Genomic DNA, 16,428 nt, shown 5'->3' with positions numbered 1-16,428 from the left:
ATGGAATACAAAACAAAAACCCGTTTTGCATTCCATCGTCCAGCGCATTAAAGGTATTTTTTAAACATCGAGGTTGTGATCACCACCGCCATACCCAAAAGTAGTGCTGCTGGTAACAATATTACCGCCGGATACACCACATCCGGCCAGGATAAATACAGTACACAGGGGATCGTGCAGGCCGGTTTAATTCCTCGTTTGGCATGATGATAGACAAAACTCGACTCATACCCCGCCCCATAACGCCGTAAATCCCGCCGTCCCAGCCCGTCAACCCCTGCGACTAAAACCACCATCACAAACAGCGGAACAGATAACACCAGAATTGCTATTCGGGTCAGTGTCACCATCGTGATAAACACTGTGGCCAGCCCATATTCCTGCAAATAACCTGATACCCCCTGTAATACGGCATTGAATTCACGCCTAAAATCATGGCTGTGATTGAGTGGATATTGCCGCTGCCCCTGTATCCCGCGCATAAAACCACTGTCCACAAACAGCCATTGATACGCCTGTACCAGCCAGTCAGAGACCGTTTGTGACGGTTCGGATAACAGCAGGCTCTGGGTAAATTCCGTGGATAAAAATTGCAACTCAGTTTTCATCATCTTCTGGCTGTGAGAAGCGCCTTCATCCTGCCAGAGAAAGGTCATCCCGAGGTATTCCAGTAACAGGCTGAATAACCAGGACATCACAATAAACCCAACGAGTTGCCACAGCCATTCCCATAACACACGATACAGCAGGCCGTGCTTGCGCGGGGGTTGGGTGGATTGACGGGAAGCCGGTTCTGACTGTGCCATTATGCTTTCTCTTCCCACCAGGCTTCACGGGTACGGTAGTGCCGTCGCATCTGTTCGGCGATTTTCTGCAAACTCGCCGGCATCAGGGTATCATCGTCATCCCCTGTAGGCAGCGGCATCCGAATTTTCCACAACTGGCCGCCCTCCAGTAAGGCGAACGCCTGCCCTTTCGGCAGGTTAATCATTTCGGCAGGGGTCACCAGCGGGGTTTTGACCGTACCTACCCGGTCCTGTGTGGAGGAGGTAAAATCCTGACCCTGTTCAACATCCGCAATATCCGAATGCCCCGAGACCAGGGTTTTACTGTAGATTTCCACTTCGGCCAACTGGCTGGTGAGCAACTCTGCCGTCCGATTATCCCGCACCCGCAACATAATCAAGGTATTGAAGTTACCGATCACCTGCGCGGTTTTAGCCGGGCTGCCGATACGGGCTTCGATATCCGAGGAGGTCTGGGTATAAGCGGTGACCTGCATACCCGCACCGCCGCCTTTATTGATTAGCGGGATAAATTCATCGCCCATCAGCTCATTAAATTCGTCACAATGCAGGTTAATCGCCAGCTTGCCATCATGGCGAACGGGTAAGCCCCCATTCATGCCGTATTTATAAATCTGCCCCGCGACACTGACCAAATCGGCAAACATGCTGTTTCCTACCGCAGAGGCAACATCACTGTCAGACAGCGCATCCAGCCCGATATAGACAATACCGTTTTTGCGGATCACCTGTTCCCAGTCGAAAATCGGGCGTAAATCAGCCATATTGAGATAATCCGGCGAGAGCAGTTCTGAAATTTTGCCGGTGGTCAGTTTTTCCAGCAGGGGTAATAAAGAAGCCACAATTTTATCAAAATAGGTGCGGTCATAACGCACAGCGGATCGTAAAGCTGCTTACCGGCTTCTGAACTCAGCGTCACTTCCATCGCCCAGAGTCTCAGCGCGTCAGGCTGCCCCTGCATATTGCGCGGGATATCTTTTTCTTTCAGCTTGCTGAGAGACTGGCTGATTTGTTCCAGCAGTGCGGGTTGTCGCTCTGCCATCATTTTGGTGGCATAGAGCTGATACAATTCGCTGATATTATTGACGTAACGGGTAATCAGCGTGTAATCCGGCCGATGTCCCAAAGCGACTAACGCGCGAGCCACAATATTAACAAACCGCCAGGCAAATTCCCGAAAAGCGGCGCTGTTCCCTTCCCCACTGAGTTGTCCGGCCAGACGGGAAGCGACTTCCGATACCCGGCCAAATCGCCCGACCGCGTTATAACGTGCCGATATTTCCGGCCAGCCGGGTTTTCCCCACACGGGTGGTGCCCATCACTAAGGTATGCCCGACCCGTTCGCGCAGATCCATAAACACTTCAGCTTCCTGTGGTTCAATACCGTGGATCATGGGATTGCCGCCAACCGGTGGCAAAGGCCGCACCGGATTGAACGGGGAATCGTTGCGTAACAGGGCCGACAATTTCGGCCAACGATATTCCGTTCGGTGCTCCAGTAAACGGCCAAGCTGATAAAGCCGGGACGGTTGCACAAATCGTTCAACTTCCGGTCGCCGCGTATCCTGCAAACGCTGGGTATGCTTTTGCTGCCAGCGAAATCCCTTGCCCAGAAACAAGCGCTGATGACTGACAGGGATCTGTTTTGTACCCATCTGGTAACGTGGCAAACGGCGCAGGTTTCTGCGATAGCGTATCACCTGAATGCCCTGCCATGTGCGTATCATCGCTAATACCGCAAAACCGCCTGCCATCACATAACTGACTGACGGTGCCAGTGCAATGGCCCAGGGTGCCCTGATGCAGACAAACGCGGCAACGGCGGAGACCACCGCGGTATTCAGCTCGACAGCTGGACGTAACAGGGCTTCAACAACATAACGGCGGCTCATGGTAATAACGACTGAGAAAGTGAAGTTTCGGTGATTAATACTGGATAATGTTGCAGTTGCAAACGGCGAGCCAATTCCGAACCGGAAGCCGGAGATAACAAGACATCCGGTGCTAATGCGCGCAGTGACTGTAAGCCCGCCATTTCACTGACATTGACAACCAGACCCACGGCATGCAATTGCTTAAGCCGTACAGCATGTTGGCTTAACCACTGGCGTGAATCGGGATCATCCCCAATCAGAAATAGCGCACCAATGCCCGGCAGTTGCAGTGGTCGGCTTGCCACTTTCCCCGATGTCAGTTCCAGTGTTTTCACCGGTAACATCGCAGCTTCACCGGCCTGCTCGGGTGAAAAATGCGGTGGAGGCAAAGTGATATCACCTGACTGAGCATAAATACCTGCATAAAAGGGCGAAGCCTCTTTACCGCCTAAATCGGCAATCACGTTCAGTTCAGCCTGGCTGGCAGTGACCCATAACAAACCAATAATAGGTAACAGGTTCAGCAGTTTCATGGTAATGATGTGATGTGCCATCCCTGCTCTCCTTGCCGCAATAATACCGGCATCTGCCCCTTGCCAAACCGGAACCAGTACCCCGCATCATGATTCAGCGTGATTTGCCGATGACGTATCCGTTCAACAGGAATATGATGGTTTTTGGCCCACTGCCGTAATGTATCGTCATTACCCTGACTGTCGACCAGATAGATATCCACCGGTTGCTTCGCCGCCAGAACTTCGTCCAAACGGGTTTCACAGGGTGGGCAATCTTTGACCCTGACAAACAACGCCAGGCGACCACTTGTCTCCCGTGATGTTGTCATATTGACCGGCAACACATCCGGAAACAGCCGCTGCCACGCCGCATCCACTTCACGCTGGAAACGCAATTCTTTTTCGGTACGGGCAAACTCCGCCCTGACCCACTGTTCGGCATAACGGCGACGTTCGGCATCACTGTCGGCTTCAATGCCTAATGTGGTCAGCGGGTCAAGCCCCGGTGACTGGATACCCCGTGGTCCGTTCAACAGTTGCTGATAACGCTGGTACTCATCCGCACTTAACTGCCACTGTTCAGCCTGATTTTTCAGGGGTTGCTGTTGGTTTTCCATTGATTGCGTCTGCTGAGAGGCTAAGGGTGCCGGTGTGGCTGCCCAGACCGAACTGCTCAGCAACCATACCCATAAACCGAAATGATGCCATTTCATCAATGTCCTCCCTGCTGCGTTTGTTTAGCCGGAGCCGGTAACTGATAGCCCTGCCGTAAATGGTGGCACACCATACGCTGCACCTCATCGACCTCCAGTTGCCAGGCCGGACCTGCCATAATTTGTAACGCAGTACGTAACCTAACGGGGCCTAACTGAGTGTGCACAGACGGCAACGGCTGACGATATAAAATATCATTGGTTTTTTCCGGTGCACAGAGTGCGTAGCCCGATTGACGCAACACGTAACGCATGGCATCAGCCACGGTGGGTTTCAGAGAAGCAGGGATAGGGCTATCAATCAATTGGGAAAGCGGGTCACGCTGCGCTTCTGTCGGGTCGGTGCTGACCAGCAAATAGCGGCCATAACGAACAACTTCTGCTTTTTGCCCATAAATATCCGGTGAAACCGGCTGAACGTTGCGGGTCAGCGTGACGGAAGGAAAAGTTTCTTTTGCGGGTTGAGATGGCGGTGGTTTTACGGGAGCGGTGCATCCGGTCATGATGACCGCTATCAAACCAACTAACGCGTTTATTTTCATGCCAAATAGGTTCCTGCCCAGTCGTAAAATAATCCTGACTATGCAAGGAACCCTGTGATGTATTCAATGAACAACTCAATTGTGTTTGCTGAAAATAAACATGCCGTAATAGAAAATAACGGATGAACCCTGAGCAAATACTATCGTATTCAGTGTCATGGGTGATAACGAAGCATTATTCAGCAACCGATTTATGTCTTCTCCGTTCAATCAAATTGCCATTATGATCAAAGTAGCGGCTTGGCCAGATTTCAGCAGGCTCCATCTCCAAACGGGCAGCGATGATAAACTCCCCTTTAGGCCATGGACGGGATAAGGTATTTGCCAGTGTAGAAGAGCTGAGTCCCGATTCACGGGATAAAGCGGCGAGTGTCGTACCACGCTTGCGTAATGCACAAATAATTTCGGCTGGGTGCCAGTCTTGTTGAGTGTTAATCATACCTGCTTCCCCTTCTGTTGATTATTGGTGGTAGTTCAGACAGGGTTTGCGATACCGGAGTTATCAGCCGGCGAGACGTGAGTCTCCCCTGCCTGAACCACCATTGAAAGGATGATAGCAGGCACACTGGTAGAAACTACCTACCAGTGGATAACAAACGAGGTCGCAAATCCCCGACTATCGGATTTTGCCGATAGCTTTTTCACTTTAACCGATTGTGTTATCGAATTCAATAATCGAACAGGTAAGTCTAATAAGTAAATTAAGTTATTAGCGCACTTAAATTGAATAACCCATTCCACAACCTGGGATACATTTATCACTGCACATAACACTGGCAGCATCCTCATTAACTTATTCTAAGCAGAGGGAGATATAATCTCTTGCTGCCAAAGTGGAGTCCCCGCCCAATTATCAATAAACCCCATCTTTTCCCATTTCACACAACAGGGTTTATCCTTCATCAATTCAGTTAATTGTGTTTTTAGTCCATCATTGTAAGACACTTGATCTGAAAGATATTTCAACACAGCCAGCCTACTGTAAAGCGTGGATGGATTAATAATATGTTGCGCTAATTCACTGCCTTTTTTAGGCGGAAATGCACGAAAAGATCGGTTCCAGATACGGTTATGATGTGCACAGAGATTACGAATATGGCTTAATGTGTGAAACCAGGACGCCATGACTTCATAATTTTTAACATTAAACTTGTGCGCGATCGCTTTCTGGTCAACAGGTAATAACGACTTATACATTTTCGACCATGAACCAAAACTCAATGTTTCTGTAATCATCCAGGAAGGCGGATATTTCGGGGTGTGATATTTTTTCTTATAATGTTCAATAAACGTTTCTTTGGCTTCATTAATTTGACCAAAAAAATTTTCATAGTGGTAGTCATTGCTCAGAACAGATAAGTTCATGAACCAATGAGCACCATATTTTCCACTCATATGCTCAGACAAACAGGTCCGCAACCCTATTTCAACTTTTTGTATTTGTTCGAGTATAATTAAACGTAGTTTGCGATCAAATTCATAAAGCTGAATAACATCTTCCAGCGTCGTTCCTGCAACAAAATTCTTGGGTTCAATCGGTTGTGGTATACGCTGATCATCCATAATGTAAAAAGGATAAAAATAACCCCGCAATCTGTAATAACCGATAAATGTCAGGGCATTTTCTGCCACTTTGTAATCTTTTATAATCAGGCCACGTTCCTGGAGCTTATTAATCAGAAAAGAAATATCTTCAGGGCGCTTTTGATAAATCTTCTTTTGCGTAGGGGTAGTCATAAAATATCTGGAAAGTAAAATTCAGGTAAAAAAAAACCCGCCAATTTGCGCATTCCCTAGTAAGGGACTCAGCGTGGCAGGTGTACTTGTGCTTAAGTATACATAGGTGTCGCATTATTTTTTAACAAAAAATGCTATTTATGTTTGAAAATGCTTTTAATTCATTAGCATAACACGTAATACCAAAAAACTCTGAAAGGTTGATTTTTATTCATTTTTTTGACCGATTTTATGAAGAAGCCCTGTTGCAACAGGGCAATTTGTTGATAGTAAAAACCACTCAGAACGGGATCTCCTCATTCCAATCCATTTCTTCCGGTTCCGGTAAAGCAGCGGGTTGTACCGCACGAGTCGTTTTTCTCTCCTTATTGGCGGGTTGAGAAGGCGGTTGCTTCGGTGCTGGCTTATGCCCAACCTGCTGAGCAGCCGGCTGTTTTGCATCGCCACGACTTCCCAGCATCTGCATTGTGCCATTGACACTCACCACCACTTCCGTTGAATAGCGATCCTGCCCTTGTTGGTCCTGCCATTTTCGCGTTTGCAAAGAACCTTCGATATAAACCTGGGCGCCTTTTTGCAGGTATTCCGCGGCGATTTCTGCTAATTTGCCAAAGATCACCACCCGGTGCCATTCGGTTTTTTCCCGCATCTCGCCCGTTTGTTTATCCCGCCAGTTTTCTGAGGTCGCCAGTGACAACGTTGCTACAGTGCCACCGGTAGGCAAGTAGCGGATTTCCGGATCTTGCCCCAGGAAACCGACTAAAATCACCTTGTTAATTCCACGTGAAGACATATATTTCCTCTCTGTTACGATGACTGACGCTGCGTCCAGCGCCCTTGTTTCAGGGCAAACTCTGCCTGTTCACGGCTGGCAAATATTCCATAGATTCACGGGAGCAGGGCACACCGCCCTCTGTCGTGCCGATATAAAAGCCCGCACGGGTTTGCAACACCGTTAACGGTAATTGCTTATGACAATATTGCAGTGCCAGAAAACCAATTGATGGAACATTCATAACGGTATCCTGTTATTTGATAAAGGAACCTGCCCTGAATACGACGATTCAGGGCAAGTCAAAGGGATAACAAATATCAGAAAGAATTTTCTGCATATTCAGTTTGCGCAACACCGTTCTGTGGCGGTGTCGAGTCGGATTGTTCGGCCTGATAGACCTTGTCCTGACCGATTTTAATCCAATCCACCTTGATCAAACGGGCTTTCAGGCTGACGCGCTGTTCACCGGCATGATCTCCGCGTTTCAGGGTGAAAATATCGGTTGAAGGGTTACTTAAGGTAAACCCCAGTAACACTTTTTTGTCCTCATCCACCGATTTCTGACAACGGGCAATCAGACTGGTCGCCTCCTTGCCGACCACGGTAATATCAAAACGCACATAGACCGGATTATCACCGGGACCATTTAACGCATTGATCACGCAACTCAGGAACGTGCCATTGGCCGTGCTGACATGGCGGATATTATTCAAATAGCCGAGTCCCTTAATATTCAGGTTGAAATAGTCATTTTTGGTTAACGATGTTGTGTTCTCAGACATACGATTTTCTCCATGGAGGTCAAGAAATAAGGTGCAACGGAGAAAATCCCCTCCCCTGACGGGAATGATTTTCCCCGCCGGGTGTCAGACATATACGTTGCTGACATTCTGATAAAGAATAATGAACCTTCATTGTCGTTGGACTGACAATATCTGCTTCCAAAGGTGGGCAGATGTACCGCGTTGAGGCGCTCCCTTTCAGGCTACGGGAGTTTTATAGCCACCCGGAGGCGATCGTTACAGGCTCACCGATCATTTAAGAAACAGGGTGATTTTTGGAGCATCCCGTCAGCACGTCAATCAACAACCAGATCTTCATGTCCGTTGATTTGCCCGCCTGACTTTACGCGATTGCGTGACCGCTTTGTCATTCAGCATGCCTTTACAGGCCGGATAGTTCACGCAACCCCAGAAGGGCGCGGTTTTTCCCTGCCGTTGCCGCATCCGGCCACCACAGTTCGGGCAGGCCGGGGTTTTCGGCAACGTCAGATGAAGGGGTTGTGCCTTGCCCCGTTCGACTAAATGCTGGAGCCACTGCGCCTGTTTTTGCATAAAAACCGCCAGCGACGATTTGCCCTGCGCAATATCCTCCAGCGATTGCTCCCATAACGCGGTCATGCCCGGATCTGTCAGCACCGCCGGCAGCCCGGCAATCAGTTCCTGCGCCAGCGGCGTCGCGTGGATCGCTTTCTTTTTCCGCTCAATCAACTGGCGTTTAAACAAGGTGTCCAGAATGCCGGCCCGGGTCGCTTCCGTACCCAGCCCGGCACTTTCTCGTAAAATTTGTTTCAGTTGCGGATCACTGACCAGACTGGCGGCATTCTTCATCGCGGCAATCAGCGTACCTTCAGTAAATGGTGCCGGCGGTTTGGTGGAGAGTGACTGAATTTTTGCCTCAATCACCTGACAGCGATCACCCTGATTAAGCGCCGGTAGCGGTAAATCGCTTTCCTTTTCTTCCTCCTTTTCATGCTCTTCTCCCGCCTCATAGGTGAACAGCGCTTTCCAGCCGGTGATCACATTCACCCGACCTTTTACCCGGAATAATGACCCGCCGATATCCAGCGTGACCTCAGTCACATCCGTTTCCTGAACCGGCAGAAACTGCGCCAGGTAATGCTGACGGATAAGCTGATAAACCTTTAACTCATCGGTCGTTAACCGGGTGATATCAAAGACGTGACGCGTGGGAATAATGGCATGGTGTGCCGTGATTTTTGTGTCATTCCAGACGCGGGACACGAGTTGTCTATCCAGTTGGTTGATAATGGCAGTCATAGCGGGGTCGGTTCGCGCCAGTGCTGTCAGTACTACAGGAATATCTGCCTGCATGGACACAGGTAAATAGCCACAATCCGTGCGCGGGTAAGTGGTGGCTTTATGGGTTTCATACAGGGACTGGGCAATCGCCAGCACCTGGCTCGCCCCCATGCCCCACAAACGGGAAGCAGTCTGCTGGAGTGTGCCTAAATCAAAACAAAGCGGGGGCGGGGTTTTCTCCCGTTTCTTACTGACGCCCATCACGGTAGCCTGCGTTGCCTGCTGACAACGTTGCTGCACAGCCTGCGCCACGGCCTGTCGGATACAGCGTTTTTCTTCATCGCAGTCATCCGCTGAAGGCAGCCATTTAGCCTGAAAGCGGAGGTTCTCTTTTTCCAGCTTCGCCGTGACCTGCCAGTAGGGTTTTGGCACAAACTGATTGATGGCCTTATCCCGGTTCACCACCAGTGCCAGTGTCGGGGTCTGCACTCGCCCGATGGACAGCACCTCGCCAAAACCCAGTGCCTGGGCTTTCAGGGTATACAAACGGGTCAGGTTGATGCCTGTCAGCCAGTCTGCTCGTGCCCGTCCCAATCCTGCCTGATAGAGAGCCTCCGTCTGCTCACCCGGCAATATCGCAGCCAGTGCCTGCCGGATACTGGTTTCATCCAGTGCCGACAACCACAGCCGCCTGACTGTACCGGTGAAACGACAATACTCCAGCAATTCCCGCGCGATGACTTCCCCCTCACGGTCGGCATCGGTGGCAATAATCACCTCATCGGCCTGTTTCAATAATTGCTGAATCACGGCAAACTGCCCGGCGGTCTCTTTTTTTACCGACCATTGCCATTGCGCGGGCAGCACCGGCAGTACATCCATCCGCCACGGCGAGCCAAATTGTTCACCATAGTGTTCGGGTGCAGCGACCTCCAGCAAATGCCCGATGGCCCAGGTGACAGTCATACCGGAGCCGAAGAGAAATCCCTGCCCGCTCTGTTTCACCCCCAGGACTTTGGCAATGTCTTTGGCCTGAGAGGGCTTTTCACACAAATAAAGCTGCATTGCATTCCCCTCCATTAATTGGGTTCAACCGAACGTAAAAGTGGAGAGAAAACCGAACGCAACTTGCCTGACAAAATATCGGGATGCGGTTCACCCAACAGCTTAACCGCCTCAAGCCCTGCTGACGTTTTTTCCGCAATATCATGCCGGGTGACAGCCAGTGAACGGTAAGAACGCACAAGGCCGTAAATCTGGCGAAGGGCACGGCTCCCTTTGTGCAGAAAATCGTCACGTTCTGAGCGTGAAATCAGCCCATAATGGAAAGCCTGAAACGTTTTCATGGCAAGCTGGTCATAGCCGACCAGCAACCAGACACAGCGATAGCCCAATGGGGAGTGGCTGTAGACGCCGATATTCAGCGGCTCGACAGAGGAAACGGCGGATAAGGTGATCTGCTGCGGTACGGCGTTCAGGGTATCCTGCAAAGTGGCAATACTCTGCTGGAGGTTGGTAAAAGCCTTATCCAGCGCGTGTTCCAGCTTCACCAGCCAGGTATCGGCATACGGGTTATCCGCTGCCGAATCCACGCTGATATTAGCGGCTCGCTTAATGACCTGCGGCATCCCGAGAATGCCTGAAAATTTTCGGGGATTACTGATCTCTTCCCGTCTGCGTCCTGCCCAAAGCCGGATCGCATAATGGGTATGCAGTTCAATCGTTAATGAGGAAGTTAAGACTCCAGCGCGTAAACGTGGCTGGGAGGGTGATTTGTCTTCTGAATCAGACATGCACAAAGACTCCTGTTTGGACTTGATAAGTCAGTAGAACTATCAAGGCAAAAGCGTCTGCGACTCAATGAATAACCAGTTATGGGAAACGGGAAAAAGAGTGAATTTTATCCGCCATCAAAAATGATGATTTTTTAGCCTCATGTGCCACGGGCACAGGCGTATGTTTTTTGACCACTCTTGGCTCAGACAACACAGGATGATTTCCAGCCTTTGTTGCTTCGCTCAAAACAGAACATTTTTTAATCGCGTGTGCCACGGGCACAGGCGTATACTTTTTAACCGCCTTTGACTCAGACAACACAGGATGATTCCCAGCCTTTGTTGTTTTGTTCAAAACAGAATATTTTTTAATCGTGTGTGCCACGGGCACAGGCGCATGTTTTTTAATCAATGTTATCATTGCGGTATTTCGCCATTGTCAGCCGCTGACGGATGTCTTTCACCATATTACGCACATGGGCTTGTGAGGAAGGTGAAGCGGGACGCTCAACACGTTGAGTGAACTCAACCGGCTTCTTCGCAGGGGCAGGCGCGGTCACAGCGGTTTCAGGTTGCCCGTATAATTTCCCCTCCCGTGCCCGTTTCATCATCGCCAGCAGCCAGCCGACCGGATTGCCGATTTTCCCTGCCTGTAATGCCTTATCCAGACAACCCAGCACGGTCTGCGCCTGTTCAGCAGGCAACGCCTGCAACTGGCTGTTCAGCATCATCACATCTTCCGGCTCCAGTTGTCGGCAAAGTCCTTCTGGCAGAAAAAGAGTGGATTGCGGATCTACGTATGTTTTTTTATTCACACTCTGTGTGAAAGAACGTACATAACGGTTCGGTTTAGCTGATCCACTATAAGACGTTGATTTAAGACTGAGTTCGGATACCGAATTCAGTTCAGACTGCCCCGTTAGTGGACTCAGTTCGGTTTCCGAACCCGGCTTTATATGACTGAGTTCGGTTAGCTGTTTTCCTTGCTGATAGTTCTGGCGCATCACCCTTTGCTGCGGGGTCTGCACCGCATTCAATCTCTCTTCCAGCAGGCGAATATGACTGTGACGATGGCGCATCAGTGGATCGCCTTTGATGTCGGTTAGGACGTCCCAGGCCGTCTGACTGACAGTCCGGTTTTTACTGCGACAGGCTTCCGCCACGGTATCCAGCCAGTGGGGATCGAGAATTTCGGCATCACGGCCGGTCAGCGGCTCATCATGCTGCGCATAGATATTGCCCCGCACCCGTCCGTGTTCATCCCGGATACGCTTACATAAACTCAGCCAGCCGGTGATTCGCAGCATCAGTAATACCCGGCTGACCGTTTCACGGGAGGCTTTACCTTTATACGGCGAAGCCAGCAGGATCTGCAATTCGTCATAACTGGGGAAAACCGCACCTTCATTTTGCTGGGCATACAGGCGGATCATCATCCAGCCCGTTTTATCCAGTGGCGACAGGCGATCATCCAGCAACAGACGGCGGGGATAGGCATCATGAATATTGCCCATAAACAGCAGACCACTGCGCAGTTGTGAGACGTCGTCGTCTGAGCGTTGTGCCAGACGGATTTTCATTTTGGCAACGGTGTGTGCAATTATGCTGTCTGCGGACAGGTTCATGATATTCCCTTTTCTGCGGCGTTAGCCTTAAAAAAATAATGTCATGGCTGCACCCTGTTGCATTGACAAGGTGCAGAATGACACAACTTCAGTCACATTTATGATTTACGAATTTCATTGTTGTAGCGTTCATGGTGCATCAGCTCCCACGATTGACCGTTATCACGGCTTAACAGCCGCCAGAACAGCCCCACATTGATTTTCAGATACCCAGTGCCTTTTTCTTTCAGCCGGACGTAATTGTGTTCGCCCCGCTGGTAGCATCGCACCTGATGTTGCGCCTTGCGGCGAAATGACAGCGGGGCCGTCAAGGGCACATGCAGGCCGGGTATCATTTCCGTTAATTTTCCTGACATCGTTTCCTTCATTCCCTGTTTTATGCCTGTTTTTTTTCCGGCATCGCTTCACCCCTCTGCTGCCAGTCCTTCACCGCACGCCAGACGGACGTCAGCGAGACCGCATGGTGCTCAGCCATCTCCATCATGATATCCAGCCCTTCGGCACTGTCCGCATCGGTAATCATTGCCGCCTGCCAGCGTTGCCACAGGTCACAGCTTTCATCTTCCGTCAGTGGCGAGCCGCGCCCCGGCCGGACTGCCATGCCGGCAATACGTCGGCGGGCGGCGATTTCCAGACTGGACAGGCCAAAAAAATAGTGCATCAGCTCGATAGAGCCGCCTAATTCCAGTGCCCGGTCAATCCGTTGCATCCGCTGCTGCTCGATACGCGCCTGTTGTAAGAGACGCACCAGATTAGTGTGATGAATATGGACATTCAGCACCGACACCGGGCTGTTACCCAGATAGTGCAAATCCTCAATCGTCAGGCGCTGCAACATCAGCATCTCGTTGGGTGCCAGCCCCAGCGCCTCACAACGGCGGATATAGCCGTTCTTCAAATCCATCACCAGCTGCATCAGCAGGCTATTTGTCGCTTGCGATAAATGATTCATCCACTTCCTCCACTATCAGGCCAGTCAAAATGTAATGAACAACACATTGGAAAACAGACACCCCGCACGATGCACCGGGATCACGCCATCGTTATCATCTCTGGTGTCATTTGACGCTGAAGCTCACGCAGACGACGGAGCACCCGGATAAGTCGCAGGAACTTGACGGTCTGGATATCATCCAGTAACGGTATATCTTCATGTCTGGCGGTGCCGAGCAGAACGGCAGCCAGCGTCAGTTCACCATGATCAGCCGTGTTCTCTCCGGTCAGACTGAACAATAAAGACGAAAAAGGGTGGGCATCCTGCCCATCAATCAGGCAGAAGCCCGCCGAATCCACCGCTGACACGGGCTGTAAATCACTGTCACAGCCCACCACTTCTGCCAGTTCAAACGCCAGCCGGAACGCCATGTTTTGCAGGTGTTCAATATCATCCTGCATCGGGGAAATTTCCCAGACCGCACTGACCGGCTCCAGCCCCGTCTGGGCAAAAGCCAGGCATTCGGTTTCAGGTACAGGCAGCGCGGATTCAGGTGGATTATCCGCGCTATCCGGCTGATAAGGCGGAATAACTGGATTTAACGGCGCTGGCACAGGTGCCTTATCGACCAGCACGGGTTCCGGCGCAGGTGCCTGAGCGGCAGACTGAGAAAGATGGTGCGGATTCGATTCCCTGTTTGGCACTCGAATCCGCGCCGATTTATTCGTCTCAGGATTTTCCGATACCAACACCGTATCAGACGTGGTGGCCTGTTCACCAAAGAGCTGCCGGCGGTTGCTTTCTTTCGGATCTAATTCCAGTACCCAGCGGTCGTAATTGAGCAGCGGGTGCGGCAGTGCCTGCAATAAATCACCAATCAGCTCATCCCGGAACATCTCCGGCGACCAAATTTCCGGCGCATCAAACTTACGGCAGCAGGCACCAAAAACTTCATCAAAAGTCACGGTCGGTTCCGGGTTTATACTGGTAAGATGCTGTTGCCAGACTGCCTCTGCATCTTGCCGCAGTGCCAACAAAAGACGGATTTGTCGGACGTTCAGCCCCGAATTCAACAGATTAGGCATCCACGGATAGAGATACAGCACGGTATCTTCCATTCGGCTGATATAGCTGATACTGATGGGAAAACCAGCTTTACCCAACAGCGCAGACAGCTCACGCAGCGTGATTCTCTGCTGTTTCTGCGCTTCATAAAGGGTTCTGGCCTTGCAGACACCGAGAGCTTTTTCAATAAAACTGAGGTCACCCCGTAGCTCATTTTCGGCTAAGTGTCCGATAACGCACTGTAAGCGGCCCTGCCAAGGTTTAAACAGGCAATGGACACGGTAAAAACTTCATCGCCGGTTTCCTGCCACAGCTCGGACAGAATCTGGTAACGTGTATTCCCGCCATCACTGAAGATGTAGGCCTCATCACCGTCCGGATCACGCGTGACTTTCGGCACCGTATCCAGCCCACGGGCTTTGATCGACGCCTTGATATCGTCATAACGCGGGTTGCGGCTGGTGCGGGGGTTATCCGGATTGGGGCGTAGCTGATCTAATGTCAATACCATCGGCATTTCCGCCATCGGCGGGCTGTTATTGAGGGTAGCCACGGCCTGTCGTCCCTGCTGTAACAAAGCATGGCCTAAATTCAACGTATTGCGTCCCATCATTTACCTCCCGTAGCCATCTAAATCAGAAAAACGCGTATATTGGCCGTCAAACCGCACACGCACCGTGCCTGTCGGTCCCTGACGCTGCTTACCGATAATGATTTCGGCAATCCCAATATCCGGGGTTTCCTCGTGATAGGCTTCATCGCGGTAAAGGTGCAATATCAAGTCAGCGTCCTGCTCCAGCGAGCCGGAATCACGTAAGTCGCCGTTGTTGGGACGTTTATCCGGGCGGTTTTCGACTTGCCGGTTCAGCTGGGACAGCGCAAGTACCGGGCAATCCAGTTCTTTGCCCAACGCTTTCAGGCTGCGGGAGATATCGGCAATCTCCTGAGTGCGATTTTCCTGCCCGGGGGCGCACATCAACTGGAGGTAATCCACCATAATCAGGGCAGGTTTACCATATTGGCGGGTATAACGGCGGGCACGGGCACGTAATAGCGCAGGGGTCTGGTGACTGCAATCATCGATAATCAGCCGCTTATCCCATTGCGCAAACTGATCCAGACTCTGGCTGATGCGTCCCCACTGTTCATCGTCCAGCAGACCACTGCGCAGCGCGGTTAACGCTACGCCACCTTCCATAGCAGACAGACGCATCATGAGTTGTGAGGTCGGCATTTCCAGGCTGAAAATCTGTACCACCGCATTATCACGATGCCGAATCGCACCGAGGCAACAGGCCAGCCCCAGTGCCGTTTTCCCCATGGAAGGACGGGCGGCCAGCAGAATGAGATCGCCCGCCTGTAAGCCACAGGTTATTTCATCCAGTTGCTGAAATCCCGTTGGCGTACCGGTAATCCCATTGCTGCCCTGTATGCGTTCCAGATGGGCAATCAGGGCATCTGCGCCTTGCAGAAGAGTCACAGCCTGATGTTGCCCTGTCTCTTCTACACAAATCCCTCGATTCAATCGAGGGATTTGTGTAGAAGAGACAGGAGTCAACTGTGATAAATTTCACAGCTCTCACACCAGAAATAGTAGCCTGATATGCATAAACAAATCAGACAGTATCGACAGTTGACTCTAGGACAAAGATATCAGCTTCAAGCCCTACATAACAAGGGATTTCCACAATATCAGATAGCTGAAGCCATTGGCGTTCACACCAGTACCGTTTCACGTGAACTGAAACGCAATACCCCTGGTGAACAATATTGTGCTGAGTCCGCAGAGACAGTGAAAGATAAACGAAAAAAGACCGCTTTTAAGTTTAGAAAACACCATGCCCGACACGAGCACATTATGTCTGAGGGCTTATTAATGGGCTGGTCACCGGAGAATATTGGCTACAGAATGCTGCTAGAATGTCCGGAGATAGCACTCAGCCATACCACAATTTACCGGCGTATTCGTGAAAACCGTGAGGCAGGCGGCCTCTTTTATCAGCGTTTACCTCGCTTTGGTAAGAC

The 16,428-nt window shown here is 50.8% G+C and carries 16 protein-coding genes and 3 pseudogenes; 1 reads left to right on the top strand and 18 read right to left on the bottom strand.

Annotated elements, in window-relative coordinates:
• Positions 1–47 precede the first annotated feature (47 nt).
• The 18 genes and pseudogenes from IQ209_RS14220 to IQ209_RS14135 form a co-directional block, all read right to left on the bottom strand.
• Positions 48–806, bottom strand: coding sequence for a TIGR03747 family integrating conjugative element membrane protein (locus IQ209_RS14220; RefSeq protein WP_193851908.1), 759 nt, complete (start codon positions 804–806; stop codon positions 48–50).
• Positions 806–2,698 (bottom strand): annotated as a pseudogene (gene traD, locus IQ209_RS14215) (conjugative transfer system coupling protein TraD). Before traD ends, IQ209_RS14220 begins: the two are co-directional and overlap by 1 nt.
• Positions 2,695–3,234: an integrating conjugative element protein gene (locus IQ209_RS14210; protein ID WP_193851907.1), complete on the bottom strand. Its 540-nt coding sequence runs from the start codon at positions 3,232–3,234 to the stop codon at positions 2,695–2,697. Before IQ209_RS14210 ends, traD begins: the two are co-directional and overlap by 4 nt.
• Positions 3,210–3,908 (bottom strand): TIGR03759 family integrating conjugative element protein, encoded by a 699-nt coding sequence (locus tag IQ209_RS14205; RefSeq protein WP_193851906.1) that lies wholly within the window; start codon positions 3,906–3,908, stop codon positions 3,210–3,212. Before IQ209_RS14205 ends, IQ209_RS14210 begins: the two co-directional genes overlap by 25 nt.
• Positions 3,908–4,450 (bottom strand): PilL N-terminal domain-containing protein, encoded by a 543-nt coding sequence (locus IQ209_RS14200; protein WP_193851905.1) that lies wholly within the window; start codon positions 4,448–4,450, stop codon positions 3,908–3,910. Before IQ209_RS14200 ends, IQ209_RS14205 begins: the two co-directional genes overlap by 1 nt.
• A 175-nt stretch (positions 4,451–4,625) precedes the next feature.
• A complete protein-coding gene (locus IQ209_RS14195) occupies positions 4,626–4,889 on the bottom strand; it encodes a helix-turn-helix transcriptional regulator (RefSeq protein ID WP_193851904.1) in 264 nt (87 codons plus the stop codon).
• Positions 4,890–5,248: 359 nt separating this feature from the next.
• Positions 5,249–6,187, bottom strand: a complete 939-nt coding sequence (locus IQ209_RS14190; RefSeq protein WP_193851903.1) for an Abi family protein — start codon at positions 6,185–6,187, stop codon at positions 5,249–5,251.
• 280 nt (positions 6,188–6,467) lie between these two features.
• Complete coding sequence (ssb, locus tag IQ209_RS14185) at positions 6,468–6,980, bottom strand: single-stranded DNA-binding protein (RefSeq protein WP_193851902.1); 513 nt, start codon at positions 6,978–6,980, stop codon at positions 6,468–6,470.
• A gap of 49 nt (positions 6,981–7,029) precedes the next feature.
• Positions 7,030–7,203 (bottom strand): hypothetical protein, encoded by a 174-nt coding sequence (locus tag IQ209_RS14180; protein ID WP_370588424.1) that lies wholly within the window; start codon positions 7,201–7,203, stop codon positions 7,030–7,032.
• A gap of 76 nt (positions 7,204–7,279) precedes the next feature.
• The gene (locus IQ209_RS14175; RefSeq protein WP_189760113.1) at positions 7,280–7,744 is read right to left on the bottom strand and encodes an STY4534 family ICE replication protein; all 465 of its coding nucleotides are present in this window, start codon (positions 7,742–7,744) and stop codon (positions 7,280–7,282) included.
• A 315-nt stretch (positions 7,745–8,059) separates the two neighbouring features.
• Positions 8,060–10,069 (bottom strand): DNA topoisomerase III, encoded by a 2,010-nt coding sequence (locus IQ209_RS14170; protein ID WP_193851901.1) that lies wholly within the window; start codon positions 10,067–10,069, stop codon positions 8,060–8,062.
• A 14-nt stretch (positions 10,070–10,083) separates the two neighbouring features.
• Positions 10,084–10,797 carry a PFL_4669 family integrating conjugative element protein gene (locus IQ209_RS14165; protein ID WP_193851900.1) on the bottom strand — a complete coding sequence of 238 codons (714 nt, stop codon included), beginning with the start codon at positions 10,795–10,797 and terminating at the stop codon, positions 10,084–10,086.
• A gap of 79 nt (positions 10,798–10,876) precedes the next feature.
• Positions 10,877–11,200, bottom strand: a complete 324-nt coding sequence (locus IQ209_RS14160) for a hypothetical protein (protein WP_193851899.1) — start codon at positions 11,198–11,200, stop codon at positions 10,877–10,879.
• Positions 11,184–12,404, bottom strand: coding sequence for an STY4528 family pathogenicity island replication protein (locus tag IQ209_RS14155; RefSeq protein WP_193851898.1), 1,221 nt, complete (start codon positions 12,402–12,404; stop codon positions 11,184–11,186). The genes IQ209_RS14160 and IQ209_RS14155 overlap by 17 nt, the downstream gene beginning before the upstream one ends.
• A 98-nt stretch (positions 12,405–12,502) precedes the next feature.
• Positions 12,503–12,760, bottom strand: coding sequence for a hypothetical protein (locus IQ209_RS14150; protein ID WP_193851897.1), 258 nt, complete (start codon positions 12,758–12,760; stop codon positions 12,503–12,505).
• A gap of 20 nt (positions 12,761–12,780) precedes the next feature.
• Complete coding sequence (locus IQ209_RS14145; protein ID WP_193851896.1) at positions 12,781–13,356, bottom strand: DUF2857 domain-containing protein; 576 nt, start codon at positions 13,354–13,356, stop codon at positions 12,781–12,783.
• An 80-nt stretch (positions 13,357–13,436) separates the two neighbouring features.
• Positions 13,437–15,013, bottom strand: a pseudogene (locus IQ209_RS14140) (ParB family protein).
• 3 nt (positions 15,014–15,016) lie between these two features.
• Positions 15,017–15,901: pseudogene (locus IQ209_RS14135) on the bottom strand (DnaB-like helicase C-terminal domain-containing protein); the annotation flags it as partial.
• Between the two features lie 105 nt (positions 15,902–16,006).
• On the opposite strand from IQ209_RS14135, the gene IQ209_RS14130 reads away from it, so the two are divergent.
• Positions 16,007–16,428 (top strand): helix-turn-helix domain-containing protein (locus IQ209_RS14130; protein ID WP_193851895.1); only part of this gene is annotated, 422 nt, incomplete at its 3' end.

Source organism: Xenorhabdus sp. BG5, assembly GCF_015163665.1.
In the GTDB taxonomy this organism is placed as follows: Bacteria; Pseudomonadota; Gammaproteobacteria; order Enterobacterales; family Enterobacteriaceae; genus Xenorhabdus.
This window is presented reverse-complemented; position numbering and strand designations above follow the sequence as displayed.

Bases quoted from the DNA above. Each gene is read 5' to 3' on its own strand.
- IQ209_RS14220 (WP_193851908.1), bottom strand. From the start codon at position 806: ATGGCACAGTCAGAACCGGCTTCCCGTCAATCCACCCAACCCCCGCGC.
- IQ209_RS14210 (WP_193851907.1), bottom strand. From the start codon at position 3,234: ATGGCACATCACATCATTACCATGAAACTGCTGAACCTGTTACCTATT.
- IQ209_RS14205 (WP_193851906.1), bottom strand. From the start codon at position 3,908: ATGAAATGGCATCATTTCGGTTTATGGGTATGGTTGCTGAGCAGTTCG.
- IQ209_RS14200 (WP_193851905.1), bottom strand. From the start codon at position 4,450: ATGAAAATAAACGCGTTAGTTGGTTTGATAGCGGTCATCATGACCGGA.
- IQ209_RS14195 (WP_193851904.1), bottom strand. From the start codon at position 4,889: ATGATTAACACTCAACAAGACTGGCACCCAGCCGAAATTATTTGTGCA.
- IQ209_RS14190 (WP_193851903.1), bottom strand. From the start codon at position 6,187: ATGACTACCCCTACGCAAAAGAAGATTTATCAAAAGCGCCCTGAAGAT.
- ssb (WP_193851902.1), bottom strand. From the start codon at position 6,980: ATGTCTTCACGTGGAATTAACAAGGTGATTTTAGTCGGTTTCCTGGGG.
- IQ209_RS14180 (WP_370588424.1), bottom strand. From the start codon at position 7,203: ATGAATGTTCCATCAATTGGTTTTCTGGCACTGCAATATTGTCATAAG.
- IQ209_RS14175 (WP_189760113.1), bottom strand. From the start codon at position 7,744: ATGTCTGAGAACACAACATCGTTAACCAAAAATGACTATTTCAACCTG.
- IQ209_RS14170 (WP_193851901.1), bottom strand. From the start codon at position 10,069: ATGCAGCTTTATTTGTGTGAAAAGCCCTCTCAGGCCAAAGACATTGCC.
- IQ209_RS14165 (WP_193851900.1), bottom strand. From the start codon at position 10,797: ATGTCTGATTCAGAAGACAAATCACCCTCCCAGCCACGTTTACGCGCT.
- IQ209_RS14160 (WP_193851899.1), bottom strand. From the start codon at position 11,200: ATGATAACATTGATTAAAAAACATGCGCCTGTGCCCGTGGCACACACG.
- IQ209_RS14155 (WP_193851898.1), bottom strand. From the start codon at position 12,404: ATGAACCTGTCCGCAGACAGCATAATTGCACACACCGTTGCCAAAATG.
- IQ209_RS14150 (WP_193851897.1), bottom strand. From the start codon at position 12,760: ATGTCAGGAAAATTAACGGAAATGATACCCGGCCTGCATGTGCCCTTG.
- IQ209_RS14145 (WP_193851896.1), bottom strand. From the start codon at position 13,356: ATGAATCATTTATCGCAAGCGACAAATAGCCTGCTGATGCAGCTGGTG.